This window comes from Alteromonas sp. AWM4_230 (assembly GCF_056158305.1).
Genome location: NZ_JBSWTB010000001.1, coordinates 2,804,405 through 2,827,263, shown reverse-complemented (window position 1 = coordinate 2,827,263; position 22,859 = coordinate 2,804,405). Strand labels below are relative to the sequence as shown.

Annotated in this window: 17 protein-coding genes; 14 read left to right on the top strand and 3 right to left on the bottom strand. The window is 43.8% G+C overall.

The annotated features are described in order from the left end of the window. Positions 1-777, bottom strand: a complete 777-nt coding sequence (gene tcdA / locus ACXACS_RS12110; protein WP_179983388.1) for a tRNA cyclic N6-threonylcarbamoyladenosine(37) synthase TcdA — start codon at positions 775-777, stop codon at positions 1-3. Positions 778-997: 220 nt separating this feature from the next. Between tcdA and ACXACS_RS12105 the strand changes: the two genes are divergently transcribed. The 3 genes from ACXACS_RS12105 (at position 998) to ACXACS_RS12095 (ending at position 4,149) form a co-directional block, all read left to right on the top strand. After that, on the top strand, positions 998-1,963 hold the full coding sequence (locus tag ACXACS_RS12105; RefSeq protein WP_474806867.1) for a glutathione S-transferase family protein: 966 nt from the start codon (positions 998-1,000) through the stop codon (positions 1,961-1,963). Positions 1,964-1,994: 31 nt separating this feature from the next. Then, positions 1,995-2,498 (top strand): GNAT family N-acetyltransferase, encoded by a 504-nt coding sequence (locus ACXACS_RS12100; RefSeq protein WP_474806865.1) that lies wholly within the window; start codon positions 1,995-1,997, stop codon positions 2,496-2,498. 190 nt (positions 2,499-2,688) lie between these two features. Further along, positions 2,689-4,149 (top strand): phosphohexomutase domain-containing protein, encoded by a 1,461-nt coding sequence (locus ACXACS_RS12095; RefSeq protein ID WP_474806864.1) that lies wholly within the window; start codon positions 2,689-2,691, stop codon positions 4,147-4,149. A 197-nt stretch (positions 4,150-4,346) separates the two neighbouring features. On the opposite strand, the gene ACXACS_RS12090 is transcribed toward ACXACS_RS12095, so the two are convergent. Continuing rightward, on the bottom strand, positions 4,347-4,769 hold the full coding sequence (locus ACXACS_RS12090; protein WP_474806862.1) for a DUF3429 domain-containing protein: 423 nt from the start codon (positions 4,767-4,769) through the stop codon (positions 4,347-4,349). Positions 4,770-4,867: 98 nt separating this feature from the next. Beyond that, positions 4,868-6,145 carry a citrate synthase gene (locus ACXACS_RS12085; RefSeq protein WP_474806861.1) on the bottom strand — a complete coding sequence of 426 codons (1,278 nt, stop codon included), beginning with the start codon at positions 6,143-6,145 and terminating at the stop codon, positions 4,868-4,870. 704 nt (positions 6,146-6,849) lie between these two features. Here ACXACS_RS12085 and sdhC point away from each other — a divergent pair. The 11 genes from sdhC to ACXACS_RS12030 all read left to right on the top strand — a co-directional run bounded on the left by sdhC (position 6,850) and on the right by ACXACS_RS12030 (position 22,782). After that, positions 6,850-7,224, top strand: coding sequence for a succinate dehydrogenase, cytochrome b556 subunit (gene sdhC / locus ACXACS_RS12080; RefSeq protein WP_071814724.1), 375 nt, complete (start codon positions 6,850-6,852; stop codon positions 7,222-7,224). Further along, entirely contained in the window at positions 7,218-7,565 is a 348-nt protein-coding gene (gene sdhD, locus ACXACS_RS12075) for a succinate dehydrogenase, hydrophobic membrane anchor protein (RefSeq protein WP_269917142.1), read from the top strand. Before sdhC ends, sdhD begins: the two co-directional genes overlap by 7 nt. Before the next feature lies 1 nt (position 7,566). Beyond that, positions 7,567-9,339 carry a succinate dehydrogenase flavoprotein subunit gene (gene sdhA / locus ACXACS_RS12070; RefSeq protein WP_118494940.1) on the top strand — a complete coding sequence of 591 codons (1,773 nt, stop codon included), beginning with the start codon at positions 7,567-7,569 and terminating at the stop codon, positions 9,337-9,339. Between the two features lie 14 nt (positions 9,340-9,353). Next, positions 9,354-10,064 carry a succinate dehydrogenase iron-sulfur subunit gene (locus ACXACS_RS12065; protein WP_012518362.1) on the top strand — a complete coding sequence of 237 codons (711 nt, stop codon included), beginning with the start codon at positions 9,354-9,356 and terminating at the stop codon, positions 10,062-10,064. A 176-nt stretch (positions 10,065-10,240) separates the two neighbouring features. After that, entirely contained in the window at positions 10,241-13,060 is a 2,820-nt protein-coding gene (locus tag ACXACS_RS12060; protein WP_474806858.1) for a 2-oxoglutarate dehydrogenase E1 component, read from the top strand. 9 nt (positions 13,061-13,069) lie between these two features. Further along, complete coding sequence (gene odhB, locus ACXACS_RS12055) at positions 13,070-14,581, top strand: 2-oxoglutarate dehydrogenase complex dihydrolipoyllysine-residue succinyltransferase (RefSeq protein ID WP_474806856.1); 1,512 nt, start codon at positions 13,070-13,072, stop codon at positions 14,579-14,581. Between the two features lie 152 nt (positions 14,582-14,733). Next, positions 14,734-15,900: an ADP-forming succinate--CoA ligase subunit beta gene (sucC, locus tag ACXACS_RS12050; protein WP_025255208.1), complete on the top strand. Its 1,167-nt coding sequence runs from the start codon at positions 14,734-14,736 to the stop codon at positions 15,898-15,900. Beyond that, positions 15,900-16,772 (top strand): succinate--CoA ligase subunit alpha, encoded by an 873-nt coding sequence (sucD, locus tag ACXACS_RS12045; RefSeq protein WP_025255209.1) that lies wholly within the window; start codon positions 15,900-15,902, stop codon positions 16,770-16,772. Before sucC ends, sucD begins: the two co-directional genes overlap by 1 nt. Positions 16,773-16,936: 164 nt before the next feature. Next, positions 16,937-17,845 (top strand): sialate O-acetylesterase, encoded by a 909-nt coding sequence (locus tag ACXACS_RS12040; protein ID WP_474806853.1) that lies wholly within the window; start codon positions 16,937-16,939, stop codon positions 17,843-17,845. A gap of 472 nt (positions 17,846-18,317) precedes the next feature. Further along, positions 18,318-21,134 (top strand): TonB-dependent receptor, encoded by a 2,817-nt coding sequence (locus ACXACS_RS12035; protein WP_474806851.1) that lies wholly within the window; start codon positions 18,318-18,320, stop codon positions 21,132-21,134. Positions 21,135-21,261: 127 nt separating this feature from the next. Next, on the top strand, positions 21,262-22,782 hold the full coding sequence (locus ACXACS_RS12030; RefSeq protein WP_474809263.1) for a tryptophan halogenase family protein: 1,521 nt from the start codon (positions 21,262-21,264) through the stop codon (positions 22,780-22,782). Positions 22,783-22,859 lie beyond the last annotated feature (77 nt).

Here is a 22,859-nt window from a genome sequence, read left to right as displayed (position 1 = left end):
CTATTTTTGTCCAGTTAATCTATTGATTACACTTGCAGCGGCAAACATACCAAAGGTGGCGGTTACCGTGACCACAGCACCGAAGCCGCCTGCACAGTCTAGTCGAGTACCACCTTCCATTGCAGATTTGTTGTAACAAACCGAGCCGTCAGGTTGTGGGTAGCGCAATTGCTCTGTTGAATAGATGCACTCAACGCCAAAGCGACGTTTAGGGTTCTTACTGAAGTTGTAGTTACGACGAAGTTCGCTGCGAAGCTTAGCCGCAAGCGGATCCTGCGTCGTTTTAGCTAAATCGCCTTTAGTGACTTGAGTTGGGTCTATTTGACCGCCTGCACCGCCAACCGTAACAATGGGAATTTTATTGCGTTTACAGTGAGCTATCATCGCCGCTTTAGCGCGAATACTGTCGGTGGCATCAACTACAGCGTGCATTTCTTTATTTAGCAATGTGGCTGTATTTTCAGGCGTAACGAAATCCTCGACACAGATTACGTTGCAAGCTGGGTTAATCAAGTTAATTCGAGCTGCAATTGCGTCTACCTTTGCTTCTCCGATAGTGTTTGAGAGCGCATGTATCTGTCGATTCGTATTCGTTACGCAAACATCATCCAAATCAATAAGCGTGATAGTGCCAACGCCTGAACGGGCCAGCGCTTCTGCAGTCCAACTTCCTACACCACCAATGCCGACCACGGCCACATGACTATTGGCTAAATTATTGGTTTGCTGCGCGCCATACAAGCGCACGATACCGCCTAAACGTGGATCATCAGACATGTTTCACTTCACTTAAAAATAAACTAACTCAAAGGCGTGTGTTTACACAAAAACGTGCGAGCACGCTAGCAGGGCGCGCATCATCTCAAAAGTGGACACTAAAGATCAATACACTCCAGTTTTTTCGAATAATAAATCCGATTTTAAGCGACATACGTTCTACCCAATACATGTTTAAATGAATTCATTGTTTAATGAAGTAATAAATAGGGGCAGGCATATGGGCTTACTCGTTGATGGAAAATGGCAAGATAAATGGTATGACACCAGTAAGAACGGCGGCAAATTCGAACGTCAAGCATCTAAGTTTCGTGACACTATTAGCAAAAGCGGCGAAGCAACCTTCCCAGCTGAGTCAGGCCGCTATCACCTATACGTTTCGTTAGCCTGCCCATGGGCCCACAGAGCGCTTATATTTAGAAAGCTTAAGGGACTTGAGGCCCATATTGATGTTTCTGTAGTTCACCCAGAAATGCTTAATCAAGGGTGGGAATTTAAAGATTACCCGGGGTCGACGGGTGATAAGCTTTATAACTTCGATTATGCGCATCAAATTTATACTAAGGCTAAGCCTGAAATAACCACTCGTGTAACGGTACCCATTCTTTGGGATAAGCAAACTGAAACCATCGTCAATAACGAGTCAGCGGAGATAATTCGTATTTTCAATAGCGGGTTTAACTCACTGACTAATAATGACGACGATTACTATCCTAAAGCACTGCGCGAAGAAATCGATACCATCAACAACATGGTGTATCACGACATTAATAACGGTGTATATAAAGCTGGTTTTGCTACTACGCAAGAAGCTTATGAAGAGGCAGTTATCGCATTGTTTGACTCGCTTGACAGGGTTGAGGAAAGGTTGAGTAAACAGCGCTATTTGGTTGGTAATCAAATTACAGAAGCCGACTGGCGTTTATTTACTACACTCATTCGCTTTGACGCTGTCTATCATGGGCATTTTAAGTGCAATAAAAAGCAGATTGCAGACTATCCGAATATTTACGGTTATATGAAAGAACTTTATCAGGTACCGGGTATTGCTGAAACAGTGAACTTCGATCATATTAAACGTCACTATTACTTTAGCCACACTATGATAAATCCAACCCAAGTTATCCCCGTTGGACCCGAGCAAGATCTTATGGCGCCTCACGGACGCGATAAATTTGAAAGCTAAACGTTTATTACAGTAAGGATCAACACCGCCAATGCATTTTGAAAGCGTCGCCGAAAAACACGTGCTATCACTTTTAGAATTTGAGCGTAGTAACAAAGCCTATTTTGAAATGTCTATAGCACCAAGAGAGGCGACGTTTTATTCAATAGAGGGTCTTGGCTATCACGTTAGCGAATTGCTTTACTTACAACAACAGAAAAGGGCTTGGGGTTATGTACTTGTTGATGATCAACGAAACAAGCAGATTTTAGCGCGTGCTAATATTAGAAACAGAGCAGGCGACAAGGCGGAAATTGGCTATCGAGTCGCGGAGAAGGAATGTGGGAAAGGCATTGCTTCTCGCTGTGTTTCATTTTTAATTGATGAGGCTAAAAGCAAGGGCTTAAAATGGCTTACTGCTGAAGTCATGGATAACAATCCTGCTTCTGAAAAAGTACTTATCAAGAATGGTTTTAGTCCTAAGCAGTGTTTTTGCCGAAAGTATCAACATCAAGGCGCCCTTCATAACAGTATCTACTTCGAACTCGCACTTTAAACTCAGTGATAGATAACGGAGATAGCGAAACGCTGTGTTATTTAAATTGAAATAGTAATTCACTTCCTCTAATGATTTAATATCGGTATGTCTAAACTCTCTTTTACGACGATAATAAAGGGGCGGTATGCGCGCTTTAGTTGTGAAAGACGATAATGTAATCATAAATACACAGGGAATTTCTATCTAAATGGCAACCCCAATTACCTGCTTTAAAGCGTACGATATTCGTGGCGAATTGAATTCACAGTTAACTGAAAATGTAGCGTACAGAATTGGCTATGCTTTTGCGCAAGAATTAAATGCGAAAACTGTTGTTGTTGGTAGTGATGTGCGTCTTACGTCAACACCATTAAAATTAGCGTTAAGTGCGGGTCTAATCGATGCTGGCGCGACAGTGACTGATATTGGCATGGCAGGAACAGAGGAAATTTACTTCGCTACTAAACACCTTGGCGTTGATGGTGGTATTGAGGTAACGGCAAGTCATAACCCCATTAATTACAACGGTATGAAACTGGTGAAGTCAGGCTCTGTTCCAATTAGTGGCGACACAGGCCTTAACGCGATAAAAGAGAAAGCGGAAGCGTTAGAAGATAGCTTCGTGTCAGAGCGATTAGCACACTACACTGAGGCTACATCAATTGATGCCGATGCGTTTTTTAATGGTACGGCTCATGTAAAAGAAAACAAGCTTTCTGAAACCGATAAATATGCGGTTAAGTCATGTATGTCTGACTATGTGTCTCACATGCTTTCTTACGTCAACTTGAGTAATTTCACGCCGTTAAAAGTGGTGGTTAACGCGGGTAATGGTGCAGCAGGCCCCGCGCTTGACGCCATTGAGAAAGAGATGAAAGTGCAGGGTGTACCGATTGAATTTATAAAAGTACATCACAACGCAGATGGTACTTTTCCAAATGGTATACCTAACCCATTATTACCTGAAAACCGTGCAGACACGGCTGATGCTGTTAAAGCGTCGGGTGCTGACTTTGGTATTGCGTGGGATGGTGATTTCGATCGTTGCTTCTTGTTTGACGCTGATGGTGAATTTATTGAAGGGTATTACATTGTTGGCTTGCTTGCCGAAGCATTCATTGAAAAAAACACCGACAGCAAAATCATTTATGACCCACGTGTGTACTGGAACACAGAAGATATTGTAGCGAATGCAGGCGGTACACCGATTAAATCTAAAACAGGTCATGCGTTTATTAAAGAACGTATGCGTAAAGAAGACGCCGTTTACGGCGGAGAAATGAGCGCGCATCATTACTTTAGAGATTTTGCCTACTGTGATTCAGGCATGATCCCTTGGCTATTAATTGCCGAATTAGTATGCGTGAAACAACAAACGCTCGCAAGTATGGTAAAAGAACGTATTCAGGCGTTTCCATCGTCAGGCGAAATTAACAGTAAACTTAAAGATGCTGACGCGGCACTTGAACGTGTAACCAGTAAGTATAAATCTCTCGCGAGCGTTATCGACACGACTGACGGATTAGGATTAGAGTTCGATACATGGCGCTTCAACTTGCGTAAATCGAACACTGAACCAGTTATTCGATTGAATGTTGAAAGTAAAGGCGACATTGCTCTGATGGAACAAAAAACAGAAGAGTTACTTTCACTTATACGCGCTGAATAATTACCTTGTGCTTCTGAAGATACTGTAAGGTAAAAAGAACAAAGGCGATAATAATGCTTCATTATTATCGCCTTTTTTATTTGCTAAGAAAATTGTTAAATTTGCATTACTATCAGTAGTTTAATTCTCTTAAGTGATGGTTATGCGTAACTGTAGCCTGACTGTTTTTGAGCACGCACTCTACATCTATACGATACCTATACCAGCAAATAAATCATCCAGGCGTGACAGATAACCACAACGCTAGTTAACCCCATACGCAAACTGATATAACTTACAACCTGCTCTCTAGGAAGGCTTAGCGTAAACTTGTCATAGATTAATATCGCGACGTAGCTAAGCGATAACACGCCAAAAACTTTTACATCATGTGAGAATACTAAGCATAGCCATCCTACAATGGTTGGCAGCATTGCGGTAAGCATTTGCTTGCCATAGCGTTGGTTACTTACTGCGTCCCACCAATGAATACCTCCAAAGAAAGATAGCAGCACAGCTGAGTACTGCACAAAATAAACGGCGCTTTGCGTTAGTGATAACAAGTTAAGCTGATAGGCTAGTGGCATTGCTACAAAAGGAATAAGACCGGCGATACCTAAAAAAACCGCAGAATAGGGCATGGATGTTCCTTGACGGTGGTTGTATAAACAAAAATAGCGCCATAAAGGCGCTATTTTTACTATTAAGCATAATACTTAGTTCAGTGAAACCTAAACTTTTACTTAATCGGCGTGTACTTACGCTGGCTGTGGCCAGTGTAAAGCTGACGAGGACGACCGATCTTCTGTTTAGGATCGCTCATCATTTCATGCCAGTGTGAAATCCAGCCTACTGTACGAGACAGAGCGAAGATACACGTAAACATGTTGGTAGGAATACCAATTGCCTTAAGAACGATACCTGAGTAGAAATCTACATTCGGGAACAGTTTCTTCTCTGCGAAGTAAGGGTCGCTTAACGCAATCTTTTCAAGTTCCATTGCTACTTCTAGTAGTGGATCTTTAACGTTAAGTTCGCTTAGTACTTCGTGACAGCTTTCACGCATTACCGTTGCTCGAGGGTCGTGGTTTTTATAAACACGGTGTCCAAAGCCCATAAGACGGAACGGATCGCTCTTGTCTTTAGCGCGTGCAATAAACTCAGGGATACGATCAACTGTGCCGATTTCTTCAAGCATGTTTAGACATGCTTCGTTTGCACCACCGTGAGCAGGACCCCAAAGTGAAGCAACACCAGCAGAAATACAAGCATATGGGTTTGCGCCAGAAGAACCAGCAAGACGAACGGTAGACGTTGACGCATTCTGTTCGTGGTCTGCGTGAAGCGTAAAGATACGGTCCATCGCGCGCTCAACAGCTGGGCTGATTTGATATTCTTCTGCTGGAACAGAAAACATCATGTTCAGGAAGTTAGCTGCGTAGCTAAGGTCATTACGTGGGTAAACGAATGGTTGACCGATGTTGTACTTGTAGCACATAGCAACAAGTGTTGGCATCTTAGCGATTAGACGGTGTGCGCTGCGAATGCGCTGTTCTTCATTAGAAACATCTAAATCACTGTGGTAGAACGAAGACATAGCGCCAACTGTACCGCATAGCATTGCCATAGGGTGCGCGTCGTTGCGGAAACCGTGGAAGAACATGTTGATTTGTTCATGTACCATGGTGTGACGAGTGATTGTCTCTTTAAATTCTTCGTACTGTTCTTTTGTTGGTGCATCACCGTGAAGAAGCATGTGACAAACTTCTAGGTAGTCTGCGTCACGTGCAAGTTCTTCGATAGGGAAACCGCGGTGTAATAAAACACCTTGAGCGCCATCAATGTAGGTAATTGAAGACTCGCAAGATCCTGTCGCCATAAAACCTGGGTCGTACGTGAAATAACCGTGTTGGCCTAACGTACGGACATCGATTACATCTTGTCCTTCGGTGCCAGACAAGATAGGAAGCTCGATTTCCTTACCGCCGGCTTTAAGAATGGCTTTCTGATCTGCCATAAAATGCTCTCCTCAGAATGGTTCTGTTTGCAGCGAAAACGGACGAAAATATCCGCTTCGTTGGGAAAAGTGGGCGTATTTGTACTTTATTATGCACCAACAAGTCAATTTAATTGCATATTTGAACAATAAATATTCTGAATTGCTTAAAAAAATACTAGCAATTCAGTAACGTTCAATTAACTCGTTGGTAAATCACTTTGCCCGATACAGTGCAATTATCAATTGGTTTTCGACAAAGGTAAACCACCGATTAATAAATATATTAACAGGTTAGATTAAAAAGTAACCTTTTCATGAGGAATAATTACGCATTCAGATTAAAAGTGCTTAATTTCTTATTGATATGCATAGTTATTCTATTTAGCTACTGATAAACTTCGACTTACTGTAATTGCACTCGTTATAACGTGTTGCGCTCAATTTTGATCTCTTTTTTAGCAAAATAATTATTCTAAAAGTGCGTATAGCGACTAAAGTCTTACTACGGCACAAAAAATTGTAATTATATACTACGCTGGATATACTCAGCGGTGCCTCGGAAACAGAATATTTATTCTGTTACAGGCATTAAAGAATAATTCACAAATTGTTAACAACTCAGTGGATGAGGCAATTAACAGGTTAAAAATCGAATTCACTTACTCAGGACATAATAAAGGTAAGAAATTCATTATCCCCTACGGATTAAACAGGCATACATTGTGAAAAAGCAAAGACCAGTAAATTTAGAACTCAATACTATTAAATTTCCGCCCTCTGCTATTTCGTCAATTCTCCACCGTGTAACCGGTGTTGCAATGTTCTTCGCGCTTCTTTTTGTTATTTGGGCATGGGCAGTTTCTGTTCATTCGCCTGAAGGTTTCGCGAACGTTCAAGCAATCATGGACGGTTTCCTTGGAAAATTTGTCGCAATTGGCACAGCCTCAGCGCTGACGTATCACATTCTAGGCGGCCTAAGACACGTTGTTATGGATTTAGGTCACTGGGAAGAATTAGAGTCGGGCAACACAAGTGCTAAAGCAGTAATCGCACTTTGGGTTGTACTGACCGTAGTATTGGGAGTTGCATTATGGTAACCAACCAAGCAAGCATTAAGCGTGACGGCGTACAAGACTACGTTTCACTTCGCGCTACAGCAGCAATTATTTTCGCGTACTCGGTTTTCATGGCGTGGTTCTTTATAACCACCGATAACCTAACATTTGTCGAATGGCGAGGGTTATTCTCCGGCCTAGCTATGAAAGTTTTCACATTGGCAGCACTAGTAGCAGTGATGATCCACGTGCGCATCGGCCTATGGCAGGTGCTAACAGACTATGTTAAAGCAACAGGTCTGCGCGCAGGACTACAATATATTCTAAATATCATCGCGTTCGGCTATGTAGCTGTTGGCCTATTCGTACTGTGGGGAGTGTAAAATGAGTTTACCCGTTCACGAGTTTGATGCAGTTGTAATTGGTGCAGGCGGTGCAGGTATGCGCGCAGCACTACAGATTTCAGAATCTGGTAAATCATGCGCACTGTTGTCTAAAGTATTTCCAACCCGTTCTCATACTGTGTCTGCACAGGGTGGTATTACCGTAGCACTAGGTAATTCACACGAAGATAACTGGGAATGGCACATGTATGACACCGTTAAGGGGTCAGATTATATCGGTGACCAAGACGCCATCGAGTACATGTGTAAAACTGGTCCAGAAGCTATTATCGAAATGGAGAATATGGGCTTACCTTTTTCTCGCTTCGAGAATGGTAAGATTTACCAGCGTCCTTTCGGCGGTCAGTCAAGAAACTTTGGTGGCGAGCAGGGCGCTCGTACGGCAGCTGCGGCGGACCGTACAGGTCACGCACTACTTCACCTTCTTTATCAACAAAACGTAAAGAATAAAACAAAAGTTTTCTCTGAATGGTATGCACTAGATTTAGTGAAAAACCAAGACGGTGACGTTGTAGGCTGTACAGCAATCGACATTGAAACTGGCGAAGTAGTTTACTTTAAGTCGCGCGCAGTTGTTCTTGCAACTGGTGGTGCGGGTCGTATCTACGCTTCAACGACAAATGCGCACATCAATACCGGTGACGGTGTTGGTATGGCGCTACGCGCGGGTGTAGCGGTTCAAGATATGGAAATGTGGCAGTTCCACCCAACGGGTATTGCTGGCGCAGGTACATTGGTAACAGAGGGTTGTCGTGGTGAAGGTGGTTACCTTCTAAATAAAGACGGCGAACGCTTCATGGAACGTTATGCACCTAACGCGAAAGACCTAGCGGGTCGTGACGTTGTTGCACGTTCAATGATGACTGAAATTCGTGAAGGTCGTGGTTGTGAAGGCCCATGGGGTACTCACATTAAGCTTAAGCTTGACCACCTTGGTAAAGACGTTCTTGAATCTCGTCTACCAGGTATTCTTGAATTATCGCGTACATTTGCACACGTTGATCCAGTTAAAGAACCAATTCCAGTAATTCCTACTTGTCACTACATGATGGGTGGTATTCCTACTAACGTTGATGGCCAATGTCTAACCGTTGATGAAAACGGTAATGATAAGGTAGTTAACGGTCTATTCGCATGTGGTGAAATTGCATGTGTATCTGTACACGGTGCAAACCGCCTTGGCGGTAACTCACTACTTGACCTTGTTGTATTCGGTCGTGCGACTGGCCTACATCTTGGTAAGACATTATCTGAAATGGCACCAACACGCGACGCGTCTGAGTCTGATCTTGAAGCCTCTATGACACGTTTCAATCGTTGGGAAAATTCAGAGAAAGGAAAGGGCGAAGACCCTGTTCAAATTAAGAAAGACTTGCAAGAATGCATGCAGCTTAACTTCTCAGTATTCCGTGAAGGTGAAGCCATGGCGGAAGGTCTTAAGGAACTTAGCGAAATTCGCGAGCGCCTTAAGCACGCGCGCCTTGACGACAAGAGTTCAGACTTCAACACTCAACGTATTGAATGTTTAGAGCTTGATAACCTAATGGAAACTGCGTACAGCACAGCAGTAGCAGCGAACTTCAGAACGGAAAGCCGTGGTGCTCACAGCCGCTTCGACTTCCCGGAACGTGATGATGACAACTGGTTATGCCACAGCATCTACGATCCGAACACTGATAAAATGCTTAAACGTGAAGTGAATATGGCGCCTAAGCTTAGGGAAGCATTCCCGCCTAAAGTGCGTTCATATTAAGAGAGGCAACGATCATGCAATTAACTTTTTCGATTTATCGTTACAACCCTGAAGTAGATGCGAAGCCTCGCATGCAAGACTACACTCTAGAAGTAGAGGAAGGTCAAGACATGATGGTGCTAGACGCGCTACTTGCACTAAAAGAGCAGGATCCGACGCTTTCTTTCCGTCGTTCGTGCCGTGAAGGTGTATGTGGTTCAGACGGTGTAAACATGAACGGCAAAAATGGCCTAGCATGTATTACTCCTCTATCTGCACTGGGCAAAGGTAAAATAGTAGTTCGTCCACTTCCAGGTCTACCGGTAGTACGTGACCTCGTTGTTGATATGACACAGTTCTATACACAGTACGAAAAGATTAAGCCGTTCTTAATCAACGATAGCAAGCAGCCGCCAGCGCGCGAGCACTTACAGTCGCCTGAAGAACGTGCGAAACTTGATGGACTGTACGAGTGTATTCTTTGTGCATGTTGTTCAACGTCATGCCCATCGTTTTGGTGGAACCCAGACAAGTTTATTGGTCCTGCGGGTCTACTTCACGCATATCGCTTCCTTATTGATAGTCGCGATACTGCAACTGAAGAACGTCTTAACGACCTTGATGATGCATTCAGCGTATTCCGCTGTCACGGTATCATGAACTGTGTGAGTGTATGCCCTAAAGGCTTAAACCCAACAAAAGCAATAGGCCAAATTAAGTCTATGCTTTTACAACGGGCTGTTTAGTACTATATTCTGATAACTTCTTTTAGTTACAGAAAGTGATGCTCTAAATAGCCATCCCAAAAGGATGGCTATTTTTTTATATATTCGCTGTTATAACACTTGGTTATGCTGAGAATAACCTTATAATACATATTGATTGTTAACTAGATTTTATAAAACGTAGCAAGGCAAATTAAATGCAAGAAAGCGTGATGAAAGCGTGGTGGGATTCCTCGCACATGGCAGGTGCCAACGCTGCCTATGTTGAAGAGTTGTATGAAACCTATTTAGAAGACCCTCAAAGCGTCTCTGAAAATTGGCGACAAATCTTCGATAACCTCCCCAAAGTCGATGGCGTAGAGTTAGAAACCAATCATACAACTATCAAAAATCAATTTAGGCAACTTGCTGCGTTAGGGCCCACAGCCCGCATGTCTAGCCCGTCTGTGCCTTCGGCAAATGTTTCAGATGATAGGCAAGTTAAAGTTCTTCAGTTAATTAACGCATTCCGCTTCCGCGGTCATCAGCACGCTAATCTAGACCCACTTGGTCTTTGGCAGCAAGAGCGCGTTCGCGATTTAGAACTTTCTCACCACAGTCTTTCCGAAAAAGATTTCGACTCAGTATTTAACGTTGGCTCTTACGCTATTGGTAAGGAGTCTATGCCGCTAGGTGAGCTGTTTAAATCACTTAATCGTACATACTGTGGTTCTATCGGTGCGGAATATATGCACATCACCGATACAGAACAGAAGCGTTGGTTACAGCAAAAGATTGAATCAGTTCAAGCCAAACCAGAAATCTCTCGCGATGAAAAATTAGGCATTCTTAAAGGTCTAACCGCAGCAGATGGCATGGAAAAATACCTAGGCTCTAAATTCCCGGGTGCCAAGCGTTTCTCATTAGAAGGTGGTGACGCTTTGATTCCTATGCTCAAAGGTCTCATCACCAAGGCGGGCACAGCAGGTACCAAAGAAGTGGTTATCGGCATGGCTCACCGTGGTCGTTTGAACGTGCTGGTTAACGTGTTGGGTAAAAACCCTTCTGTTCTGTTTGATGAATTCTCTGGTAAGCACGACGATTCATTGGGTGCGGGTGACGTAAAATATCACGCAGGTTTCTCTTCAGATTTTGCAACACCAGGCGGTAATGTTCACTTAGCGCTAGCGTTCAACCCGTCTCACCTAGAGATTGTTAATCCAGTAGTTATGGGTTCTGTACGTGCACGTCTTGCTCGCCGCAATGATGACACGAACACAGTACTGCCTATCACTATTCACGGTGACTCGGCAATTGCTGGTCAGGGTGTAGTACAAGAAACCTTCAACATGTCGCAAACCCGCGGCTTTGCTGTAGGTGGTACGGTTCGTATAGTGGTGAACAACCAAGTCGGTTTCACTACGTCAAAAACGGAAGATACCCGTTCTACTCAGTATTGTACTGATATCGCTAAAATGGTTCAGGCGCCAATTTTCCACGTGAACTCTGATGACCCAGAAGCGGTTGCCTTTGTTACACAGCTTGCGCTTGAATACCGCAACAAGTTTAAGAAAGACGTTGTAATTGACCTAGTTTGTTACCGTCGTCATGGCCACAACGAAGCGGATGAGCCAAACGCCACGCAGCCGTTGATGTACCAGAAAATTAAAAAGCACCCGGTTCCACGTGTTCTTTATGCTGACCAGTTAATTGCTGAAGGTGTAATTGAACAACGAGACGCAGATCGCTACCTTGAAGAATACCGCGAAGCACTAGATCACGGCGCATGCGTTGTTGAAGAGTGGCGTCCAATGACTGAGCACAGTGTAGACTGGTCTCCATACCTAGGCCACGACTGGGATACACCATATGACGGTGCACTGTCGGTTGAAAAGCTTAAAGAGTTAGGTGAATCAATTACCACTATTCCTGAAGATCACAAGCTTCAGTCTCGTGTTAACAAGCTTTACCAAGATCGTAAAGCTATGGTAGCTGGAGAGAAAAAGCTTGATTGGGGTATGGCAGAAAACTTAGCTTATGCCACAATTGTAGACGCAGGCGAAGACATTCGCATTACTGGTCAGGACTCAGGTCGTGGTACTTTCTTCCACCGCCACGCGGTACTGCATAATCAAAAAGATGCGTCGACATATATGCCTCTACAGCATATTCGCGAAGGACAGGGCGAAATCGAAATTTATGATTCTGTACTTTCAGAAGAAGCGGTAATGGCATTTGAATATGGTTATGCCACTGCAGAGCCGACGTGCCTAACCATTTGGGAAGCGCAATTCGGTGACTTCGCAAACGGTGCGCAGGTAGTATTCGACCAATTCTTAAGTTCAGGTGAAGCTAAGTGGGGCCGTCTGTGCGGTCTAACAGTATTGCTTCCACATGGGTATGAGGGCCAAGGCCCAGAGCATAGCTCTGCACGTCTAGAACGTTTCTTACAAATGTGTGCTGATCACAACTGGCAGGTATGTGTACCTTCAACTCCAGCGCAAGTATATAACATGCTTCGTCGCCAGGTTGTTCGCCCAATGCGTAAGCCACTTATCGTGATGTCGCCTAAGTCACTATTACGTCATCCAATGGCTGTATCTTCGTTAGAAGAACTTGCGGAAGGTAAATTCCATAACGTCATTGGTGAAATTGACGATATCGATCCTAAGAACGTCAAGCGCGTTGTTATGTGTTCAGGTAAGGTTTACTACGATTTGTTAGACCAACGCCGTAAAAATGAGCAAACAGACGTCGCAATCGTTCGTTTGGAGCAACTTTACCCATTCCCACAAGAAGAATGCGCTAAAGTTGTGGCACAATACAGCCATGTAAAAGATTGGGTTTGGTGTCAAGAAGAGCCTCAAAACCAAGGCGCTTGGTACTGTAGCCAACACCATTTCTGGCAAGCCATTCCAGATGGTGCAAAATTAACATATGCAGGTCGTGATGCATCCTCGTCACCTGCAGTAGGTTATGTATCCGTTCACAACCAGCAACAGAAAGCCCTGGTTGAAAACGCACTCACAATTAAATAAGGAACAGTAATGACAATTGAGATAAAAGTTCCGGTTCTACCTGAGTCAGTTGCCGATGCCACCATTGCAACCTGGCACGTAAAGGCCGGTGACGCAGTTAAACGAGACCAGAACCTGGTTGATATTGAAACTGATAAAGTAGTTTTAGAAGTTGTGGCGCCAGCGGACGGTACAATTGGTGAGATCCTAAACGAAGAGGGTGCAACAGTTTTAGGCGAGCAAGTGATTGCTAAATTAGAGAAGGGTGGCGCTGCTGCTCCATCTGAGCCGAAAGCTGACAGTGAATCTAAAGAAGAGTCTAACTCTGAATCAGCACCGGCTGCATCTGGTAAAACGTCAGATGTTAAAGTACCTGTTCTTCCTGAGTCAGTTGCTGACGCTACTATCGCTACATGGCATGTGGCTGTAGGTGAAGCGGTTTCTCGCGACCAAAACTTGGTTGATATCGAAACTGACAAAGTAGTACTAGAAGTTGTTGCTCCTGCAGACGGTTCACTTGCTGAAATCATCGCAGAAGAAGGCGCGACTGTTACAGCTGAAGAAGTTATTGCTAAATTTGTAGAAGGTGCTGCAAGCGGCGCTTCTGCACCAGCATCAAGCGAAAGTGCTGATAGTGATGATGGCGACAGCAGCGATGCGCTTAGCCCGTCAGTACGCCGTTTACTTGCTGAAAAAGGCGTAGACGCAGCTAAGGTGAAGGGCACAGGTAAAAATGGCCGTATCACAAAAGAAGACGTAGAAAAGTACCTTAAAGGCGGCGATAGCGCTGCGAAGGCTGCACCTGCTGCTGAGTCTGCACCGGCAGAACTACCAACGGGTAACCGTACCGAGAAGCGTGTTCCTATGACACGTCTTCGTAAGACGATTGCTAACCGCCTTCTTGAAGCGAAGAACTCAACGGCAATGCTTACAACGTTTAACGAAGTAAACATGAAGCCAATTATGGACCTTCGTAAACAGTATCAAGAAAGCTTCGAGAAGCGTCACGGCATTCGTCTTGGCTTCATGTCTTTCTACGTTAAAGCAGTAACTGAAGCACTTAAACGCTTCCCTGAAGTTAACGCGTCTATCGACGGTGATGACATTGTTTATCACAACTACTTCGACGTATCTATTGCTGTTTCTACACCACGCGGCCTTGTGACTCCAGTACTTAAAGATACTGATACACTAGGCATGGCTGGTGTTGAAAAAGGAATTAAAGAACTAGCACTTAAAGGTCGTGACGGTAAGCTGTCATTGGCTGAACTACAAGGTGGTAACTTCACAATTACCAACGGTGGTGTGTTTGGTTCACTAATGTCTACACCAATCATTAACCCGCCACAAAGCGCAATTCTTGGTATGCACAAAATCCAAGACCGCCCAATGGCTGTTAATGGTAAAGTAGAAATTCTACCAATGATGTACCTAGCGCTTTCTTATGACCACCGTATTATCGATGGTAAAGAATCAGTAGGGTTCTTGGTAACCGTTAAAGAGATGCTTGAAGATCCAACACGTCTACTTCTAGACGTATAAGACTTTCGTCTCACGGAATTGTGGTTAGGCGTTTAGCTTGTGTATGCTAGCTTGGCGCCTAACGCAACGCTGATATTTGCCCTATAATATCAGTCAAACTAATCAAGTCGCATTTGCGGCTTTTGTCTTACTAAAAATCGGATAGAAACACCATGAATTTGCATGAATACCAAGGTAAGCAGCTATTCAAAGAATACGGCTTGCCTGTTTCTGAAGGATACGCAGCAGACACTGCTCAAGGTGCTGTAGAAGCGGCTGACCGCATCGGCGGTGAAGAGTGGGTAGTTAAGTGTCAGGTACACGCGGGCGGTCGCGGTAAAGCTGGCGGTGTAAAGCTAGTTAAAAACAAAGACGACATTCGCGCTTTCGCTGAAAACTGGCTAGGCAAAAATTTGGTGACTTTCCAGACTGACGAAAACGGTCAGCCTGTGAGCAAAATCCTAGTTGAATCTTGCACAGATATCGCAAACGAGCTTTACCTTGGTGCAGTAGTTGACCGTACAACCCGTCGCGTTGTATTTATGGCATCTACTGAAGGTGGCGTTGAGATTGAAACTGTTGCAGAAGAAACGCCAGAGAAGATCCTTAAAGCTGAAATCGACCCAATTGTAGGTCCTCAGCCTTACCAAGCACGCGAGATGGCGTTTGCTCTTGGTCTTTCTGGCGTTCAAATTAAGCAATTTACTCAAATTTTCCTTGGCCTAGCTAAGATGTTTGAAGAGCTTGACGTTGCGCTTATCGAGATTAACCCGCTAGTAATTAAAACTGACGGTAACCTACACTGCCTAGACGCAAAAGTAGGTATCGATGGAAACGCGCTATATCGTCAGCCTAAGCTTAAAGACATGCAAGATCCTTCACAAGAAGACGCGCGTGAAGCTCATGCAGCTCAGTGGGAGCTTAACTATGTTGCACTAGACGGTAACGTAGGTTGTATGGTTAACGGTGCAGGCCTAGCAATGGGTACTATGGACATCGTAAACCTACACGGCGGTAAGCCAGCTAACTTCCTAGATGTTGGTGGCGGCGCGACTAAAGAGCGTGTAGCTGAAGCATTTAAAATCATTCTTTCTGATGACAATGTTAAAGCGGTATTGGTTAACATCTTCGGTGGTATCGTACGCTGTGACATGATTGCAGAAGGTATTATCGGTGCGGTTAAAGAAGTTGGCGTAGAAGTACCTGTAGTTGTACGTCTTGAAGGTACCAATGCAGAGCTTGGCCGTGACGTTCTAGCGAACTCTGGTCTAGATATCATTGCTGCTGAATCGCTAACTGATGCAGCGCAGAAAGTTGTTGCTGCAGCGGAGGGCAAATAATGTCTGTATTAATTAATAAAGATACTAAAGTAATTTGTCAGGGTTTCACTGGCGGTCAGGGTACTTTCCACTCTGAGCAAGCAATTGCTTACGGTACGCAAATGGTTGGTGGTGTAACACCAGGCAAAGGCGGTACTGAGCACCTAGGTCTTCCAGTATTCAATACTGTACGTGAAGCGGTAGAAGCAACTGGCGCAACTGCGACAGTTATCTACGTACCAGCGCCTTTCTGTAAAGATTCAATTGTTGAAGCTGCAGACGCGGGTATCGAGCTAATCGTATGTATCACTGAAGGTATCCCAACGCTAGATATGCTTTACGTTAAAGAGTACGTTGAAGCCAAAGGCGTTCGCATGATTGGTCCAAACTGCCCAGGTGTAATCACTCCTGGAGAGTGTAAAATTGGTATCATGCCTGGTCACATCCACAAGCCTGGTAAAGTAGGTATTGTTTCTCGCTCAGGTACACTAACCTACGAAGCGGTTAAGCAAACTACTGACGAAGGTTTCGGCCAGTCTACTTGTGTTGGTATCGGTGGTGACCCAATTCCTGGTTCTAACTTCATCGACATCCTTCAGATGTTTCAAGACGATCCTCAAACTGAAGCTATCGTAATGATCGGTGAGATCGGCGGTACTGCAGAAGAAGAAGCGGCTGCGTTCATTAAAGAGAACGTAACTAAGCCAGTTGTTTCTTACATTGCTGGTGTTACTGCTCCTCCGGGCAAGCGTATGGGTCACGCTGGTGCAATCATCGCAGGCGGTAAAGGTACAGCTGATGAGAAATTTAAAGCACTAGAAGACGCAGGCGTTAAGACTGTACGTTCACTTGCTGAAATCGGCAAGGCGCTTCGCGAAACTACAGGTTGGTAAGCTAACGCTTATTAATATGTTTGAAAGCCCGCTTTAAGCGGGCTTTTTTATACCTGTATTAAAACGTGTGTTGCTTTAAATTGCTTGCAAACGTATTCACCTTGTTAAGATAGCGTTTATACGTACTCTATTTCTACCAACCGAATAACATGAAGATATTTCTTATGAAAAAAACTGCGTTAGCTTGTTTCGCTTCCTTGTTGTCATGCTCAGCTATGGCTGATGAATACCTGACTTTTTTTATGGCAGGGCAATCCAATATGGATGGCTATGGATACGTGTCTGAACTGCCAAACGATTTAGCAAAAGAACAAGACGTGATGATTTTTCATGGAAATGGGGTTTTTGATAATCAAAATGACGGCGGTGTAGGGAAGTGGGATAAGTTAAAACCCGGTCACGGTACAGGTTTTAATTCGGATGGCAAAACCAATTCGCTTTCTGAACGATTCGGAGCTGAATTAACCTTTGCCAAAGCAATACAGCAGCAGTATCCAAATAAAAAAATTGCCATTATAAAGTATGCGGTTGGTGGAACTGGCCTTGCGCTTAACACAGGTTACAGCAACTGGTACCCGAATTTTACTGAGGGCAATGGTCTCAATCAGTACGATTTTGCTCTAGAAACGATTAACAATGCCTATTCCTTCACTGACATCGACGGGGATGGTGAACCAGATACGCTTAAACCTATGGGCATTATTTGGATGCAAGGCGAGGCAGATGCCCATGCAAGCGAAGCATCGGCCAATGCATATTTAAATAATCTTACTTCCTTAATGCAGTTATTCCGTGCAGCGTTAAGAACTGATGATTTACCTGTGGTTATAGGCAAAATCACCGATTCCGAAATGGGCGAAGAAGATATTATGCCGTATATAGAAAGGGTGCATTTAGCGCAGCAGCTTTTTGTTGAGTCAGACAGTTGCGCTACTTACATGTCTAATTCTGATACATACTCATATGGCGATGACCCTTGGCACTATACCAGTGAAAGTTTTATACAAATGGGGAAAGACTTTGCCTCAGCTTATAAGCAAGCCGCAGAGAAATGTGGATTCGGTGTTGATTAAAAATTTGTAGGCCGTTATTAGCTACTACCACTAGAAAGCCTCGTTTTTAAGAGGCTTTCTTGTTTGAGCATTTCTGCCCTTTACACGAAACTGTAGAATAAGTTTTTTATGATTTGGCTATTACTATAAGCTACGAATTCACGCGTTCAATTTCCTTTCTATCCTTTATTAAACTTAGTATCGACGCCGCTTTCATCTCTTTTTTTAAGCATAAATACGCAGTATGCATGAAATTTAATTTCATAAAAATTTTACATACGGACGGTTGAGTACGTTATATGTTGTAAAATTACATCACTATTTCCTAGTGACTTGTTAAAACTGTGTTGCATAAATTTTATTGAATACGTATGCAGGCAATTGTGCAAAACCTAGGGCATCTATAGCATTGTCCCCGTGAGATGTATTGTCATTTATTTGTCATAAGAACAACAAAAAGACAACAACTATAACCGTATGGGACACCCGTTTTATGAAACAATTTAAACCCAACCTAATCAAAGCTGCGCTTATTTCAGGCGGTATGGCGTTTGGTAGTGCACCTGCACTAGCTCAAGAAGCAAACACTGATGCTGTTGATGAAGCTAATCTAGAAGTAATTCAAGTAAGCGGTATACGCGGCAGCCTACAACGTGCTCAAGCAATTAAAATGGATAACACGTCTATTGTTGAAGCGCTTTCAGCTGAGGATATCGGTAAACTTCCTGACACAAGTATTGCAGAGTCAATTGCACGTCTACCAGGTGTTACTGGTGAGCGTCGCAACGGTCGTACAAGTGGTATCTCGGTCCGTGGTTTTAACGAAAATTACGTTGGAACGTCTTTAAACGGCCGTGAGCTTTTGGGTATGGGTGACAACCGTGGGGTTGAGTTTGACCTTTATCCTACGGAAATTATTTCAAATATTCTGGTATACAAAACACCGGAAGCGGGCATGACCACGCAAAACATCGGTGGCTCAATTGACCTTCAAACCGTTAAGCCTCTTACAGCAGAAAGCACTTTTACCGTAAACGGTACTTTCGAGAAGAACGCTGAAGATTCTCCGAATCCTGATTTCGATAATGATGGACACCGCGTCTCTGTAAACTTTGTTGACCAATTCGCAGACGATACAATTGGTTTAGCATTAACAGTTGCAACAATGGAATCACCTCGTCAAGAGCAACAGTTCCGTGGCTGGGGTTATGCTGGTATCAATTTTGATAATGAGCGCCGTGCTCTTGACCCTGTAGAGGTACCAGAAGATACGGTTGTACTTGGTGGACATGACTCTTTCCAACGTTCTGCAATGCTTGAACGTGACTCTTTTGCAGCTGTTGTCGAGTGGGCACCGACAGATAAGTTAAATATTCAACTTGATGCGCTTTACATCGATTTCGTTGAAGATGACGTTCGTCGTGGTCTTGAAGAAGGTGGTGCAGAGTGGGGTACAAGTGCTTATACCATCACTGGTGTTGAAGACGGTCTTGTTACCAGTGGATACTCTGACGGTTTCTACAGTGTTGTGCGAAACGATGCTCGCCGACAGGAAGCTGATCTAACCACTATTGGTATTAATGCTGAGTATCAGATTAACGATTCTTGGACACTGGAAGTTGATTACTCTACAGGTAAAGTAGAAAAAGAAATCATTGACGTAGAAAGTTACTCAGGTGTTGGTCGTGCAGGCACAGAAGGTCGCCCTCTTACTGCTCGCAGTTGGGAAATGACCTCTACCGGTGTTATGTTCTCAGACCACCCAACTATTGCGCCAGTTGACTTAACTGACCCAGCACTTATCACATTAGCCGGTCCACAAGCATGGGGTGCACCACCTCTATTAGAGTCTGATGGTCAAGACGGCTTCGTAAACCAACCTGTTTTCGAAGAAGAGCTTGATACATTGCGCTTCGACCTTAAAGGTTATGTAGATTGGGGTGTGGTTACAGGTCTTTCGGCAGGTGTTGTTTATTCTGACCGTTCAAAATCTAAAGATAACAACGGTGCTTATTTAACGGCTCCTACATATCCAAGCGATGCAGCAATCCCAGATGTATTAGGTGTAACAAATCTAGATTTCATCGGTATCGAAGGTATTTTAGCGTATGACTCGTTAGGCTTATATGAAAGCGGATATTACATCGAAAGTGATGCCAGCCGTGTTCAAAATGATCGCCTAGGTGATACCTACACGGTAGACGAAGAACTCATTACGCTTTACACCAAATTAGATTTGGAAATGGAGTTCGGTGATATCTGGGTCCGCGGTAATGTAGGTGTTCAAGTTGTAAACGCAGACCAGCAGTCTACAGGTTTCTCAACTACATCAGATACCGACGGTTACACTATTGCTAATCCAATTAGCGGCGGTGCTGACTACACAGATGTGCTTCCAACTTTGAATCTATCGGCTGAAGTTGCAGAAGGACAGTTTGTACGCCTAGGTTTAAGTAAAGTCATTTCTCGTCCGCGTATGGACGATATGCGCCCGAATACACAGGTGACCTTCTCATTCAACGATAACCAAATTGAAAGTACAGACATTGAAAACGGTCCTTGGAGTGGTAGTGCTGGTAACCCGGAGCTTCGTCCTCTTGAAGCGAACCAGTTTGATTTGGCTTATGAAAACTATTTCGCTGATACCGGTTACGTTGCAGTATCTTTCTTCTATAAAGATATTAAAAACTGGCACCGCAGTACATCACTAGTTGCTGACTTTACTGACTTCTATATTCCAGACCTTCATCAAGGTTCTGAAGGCCAAGCGCCTGTATTGTTCGAAGGTCAAGTAGGCAGTGTGTTAGACGGTTTTGAAGGCTTTGTACGTGGCTACGAATTACAGGGCTCGCTACCATTTGACCTTGTACATGAATCGCTAGAAGGTTTTGGCTTATTTGCAAGTGCTACTTTCATGGACGGTGAAGTTGATGCAGCGCCGGGTCAAAGTGAAACAAGAATTCCAGGCCTTTCAGAAGAGTCTTACAGCATGACTTTCTTCTACGAAAGCAACGGTTTCGAGTTCCGTTTAGCGGCAACAAAGCGCGATCAATACTTGACAGAAGAGCGCGGTTTAAGTCTTGCGTTAGTTGATGCAACTAAGCAAGGTGGAACGCTTGTTGATGCGCAGATTGGTTATGACTTCGGTGAATCTGGTATCGATTATCTAGAAGGTTTACGTGTAACGCTTCAAGCACAGAACTTGACTGACGAGGACGACATTCAAGCATCTGCTGCTGACGGTCGCCAAATTACACAGTTCCAGACTTACGGAACAAACTACTTGTTAGGTTTTAACTACAAGTTCTAATCACTTCGTGTGTGTAAAGCCACCTGCTGCTTTTTGTTTTAGCTTATGCTAAAAGAAAGCAAACGGTGGCTTTTCTTTTTTGTATAAAGAAAAATCGTTAATAGTAGCTGATAAATTCGAGACGTTTATGCTTACCCCTCATAAAAAACCTATAAATCGCGTCGTAATAGCAGGAGGCGGTACCGCCGGTTGGTTAGCTGCTTCACTTTTAAAGAAGCTGCTTGGACAAGCTATTCAAATTACGCTTGTGGAATCTGAAGCCATAGGAACGGTTGGTGTTGGGGAAGCAACCATTCCTCCAATTCGACTCGTAAATCAAGTATTGGGAATAGACGAAGCTCAGTTCATTCACGACACTAAAGCTACGGTTAAACTCGCCATTCGTTTTGAGAACTGGAAGACTAGAGGAGAAAGTTACTACCACACCTTTGGAGCGCCTGGCAGAAGCATGGCATTTTGTCATTTCCATCATTATTGGGTGAAGGCTCGCCAACAAGGTTTAAAAAACGATTTGTGGGATTATGATCTTAATTATCTCGCTGCTGAAGCGGGAAAATTCGCCCAAATTAATGCAAAAGACCCCGTTTTAGAACTTCCGTTTGCATACCATTTTGACGCCAGTCTGTATGCGCAGTATTTGCGAAAGCTAAGTGAACAAATGGGCGTAGTGCGTGTAGAGGGTAAGATATCAAGAGTACAACGTTGTAATGACAGCGGATATATACAAGCGCTGCACCTGGAAAATGGAGAAGTCATTGATGGCGATTTATTTATAGATTGCACCGGTTTTAAAGGCTTGTTGATTGAAGGTGCTTTAGGGGCGGGTTATGACGACTGGTCTCACTTATTACCCTGTGACAGTGCGCTGGCTGTTCCGTCAGAAAGGCACGAACACACCGCACCGTACACGCGCTCCATAGCACACGATGCAGGGTGGCAGTGGCGAATTCCATTACAACATAGAAATGGTAACGGTCACGTTTATAGCTCTCGCTATATAAGTGATGACCAAGCCTGGGACACTTTATTATCAAACCTAGATACGAAACCGCTAGGCGATCCAAAGCTGATAAAATTTACAACTGGTAGAAGGCGAAAGCAATGGTATAAAAACGTGGTGGCGGTAGGCCTATCAAGCGGATTTCTAGAGCCTCTTGAATCAACTAGCATTCATCTAATTCAATCAGCAATTGTGCGTTTAATTCAGCTGTTTCCGCACAATGGTGTGACAAAGAGCCTAATTGACGAATACAACAAACAATCAGAACTCGAATTCGAACAAATCAGAGACTTTTTGGTATTACACTATGTAGTAAATGAAAGAACGGACAGCGCCTTTTTCAACGATATGCGCAACATCACGCTGCCTGACTCTTTAGCCCACAAGATTGAACTTTTTAAAGAAAATGGTGTTCTTCAAAGGGAGCAAAACGATCTTTTCCTTGAAAGTTCTTGGCTTCAAGTTTTATACGGACAGGGTGTAATGCCAAAGGATTACCATGGCTTAGTAAATAGCGTATCCGATGCACAATTAAATCAAATGTTAACAAAGTTGCTAGAACTTAAAAGAGAGCCTATTGCTAAATTGCCTTCACATGACGATTACATAAACGGGATGGTTGCGAAGTACAAGCGTTCAATGAAGTAGGTTATTCGAAGATTTTCTATGTTATTTAACGTATTTTTAACGCATTAGCGAGGTAAATAAAGACGCACTCTATTAAG

What these genes read in the sequence shown, in the direction of transcription:
- tcdA (WP_179983388.1), bottom strand. Translation starts at nt 777, where the DNA reads ATGTCTGATGATCCACGTTTAGGCGGTATCGTGCGCTTGTATGGCGCG.
- ACXACS_RS12105 (WP_474806867.1), top strand. Translation starts at nt 998, where the DNA reads ATGGGCTTACTCGTTGATGGAAAATGGCAAGATAAATGGTATGACACC.
- ACXACS_RS12100 (WP_474806865.1), top strand. Translation starts at nt 1,995, where the DNA reads ATGCATTTTGAAAGCGTCGCCGAAAAACACGTGCTATCACTTTTAGAA.
- ACXACS_RS12095 (WP_474806864.1), top strand. Translation starts at nt 2,689, where the DNA reads ATGGCAACCCCAATTACCTGCTTTAAAGCGTACGATATTCGTGGCGAA.
- ACXACS_RS12090 (WP_474806862.1), bottom strand. Translation starts at nt 4,769, where the DNA reads ATGCCCTATTCTGCGGTTTTTTTAGGTATCGCCGGTCTTATTCCTTTT.
- ACXACS_RS12085 (WP_474806861.1), bottom strand. Translation starts at nt 6,145, where the DNA reads ATGGCAGATCAGAAAGCCATTCTTAAAGCCGGCGGTAAGGAAATCGAG.
- sdhD (WP_269917142.1), top strand. Translation starts at nt 7,218, where the DNA reads ATGGTAACCAACCAAGCAAGCATTAAGCGTGACGGCGTACAAGACTAC.
- sdhA (WP_118494940.1), top strand. Translation starts at nt 7,567, where the DNA reads ATGAGTTTACCCGTTCACGAGTTTGATGCAGTTGTAATTGGTGCAGGC.
- ACXACS_RS12065 (WP_012518362.1), top strand. Translation starts at nt 9,354, where the DNA reads ATGCAATTAACTTTTTCGATTTATCGTTACAACCCTGAAGTAGATGCG.
- ACXACS_RS12060 (WP_474806858.1), top strand. Translation starts at nt 10,241, where the DNA reads ATGCAAGAAAGCGTGATGAAAGCGTGGTGGGATTCCTCGCACATGGCA.
- odhB (WP_474806856.1), top strand. Translation starts at nt 13,070, where the DNA reads ATGACAATTGAGATAAAAGTTCCGGTTCTACCTGAGTCAGTTGCCGAT.
- sucC (WP_025255208.1), top strand. Translation starts at nt 14,734, where the DNA reads ATGAATTTGCATGAATACCAAGGTAAGCAGCTATTCAAAGAATACGGC.
- sucD (WP_025255209.1), top strand. Translation starts at nt 15,900, where the DNA reads ATGTCTGTATTAATTAATAAAGATACTAAAGTAATTTGTCAGGGTTTC.
- ACXACS_RS12040 (WP_474806853.1), top strand. Translation starts at nt 16,937, where the DNA reads ATGAAAAAAACTGCGTTAGCTTGTTTCGCTTCCTTGTTGTCATGCTCA.
- ACXACS_RS12035 (WP_474806851.1), top strand. Translation starts at nt 18,318, where the DNA reads ATGAAACAATTTAAACCCAACCTAATCAAAGCTGCGCTTATTTCAGGC.
- ACXACS_RS12030 (WP_474809263.1), top strand. Translation starts at nt 21,262, where the DNA reads ATGCTTACCCCTCATAAAAAACCTATAAATCGCGTCGTAATAGCAGGA.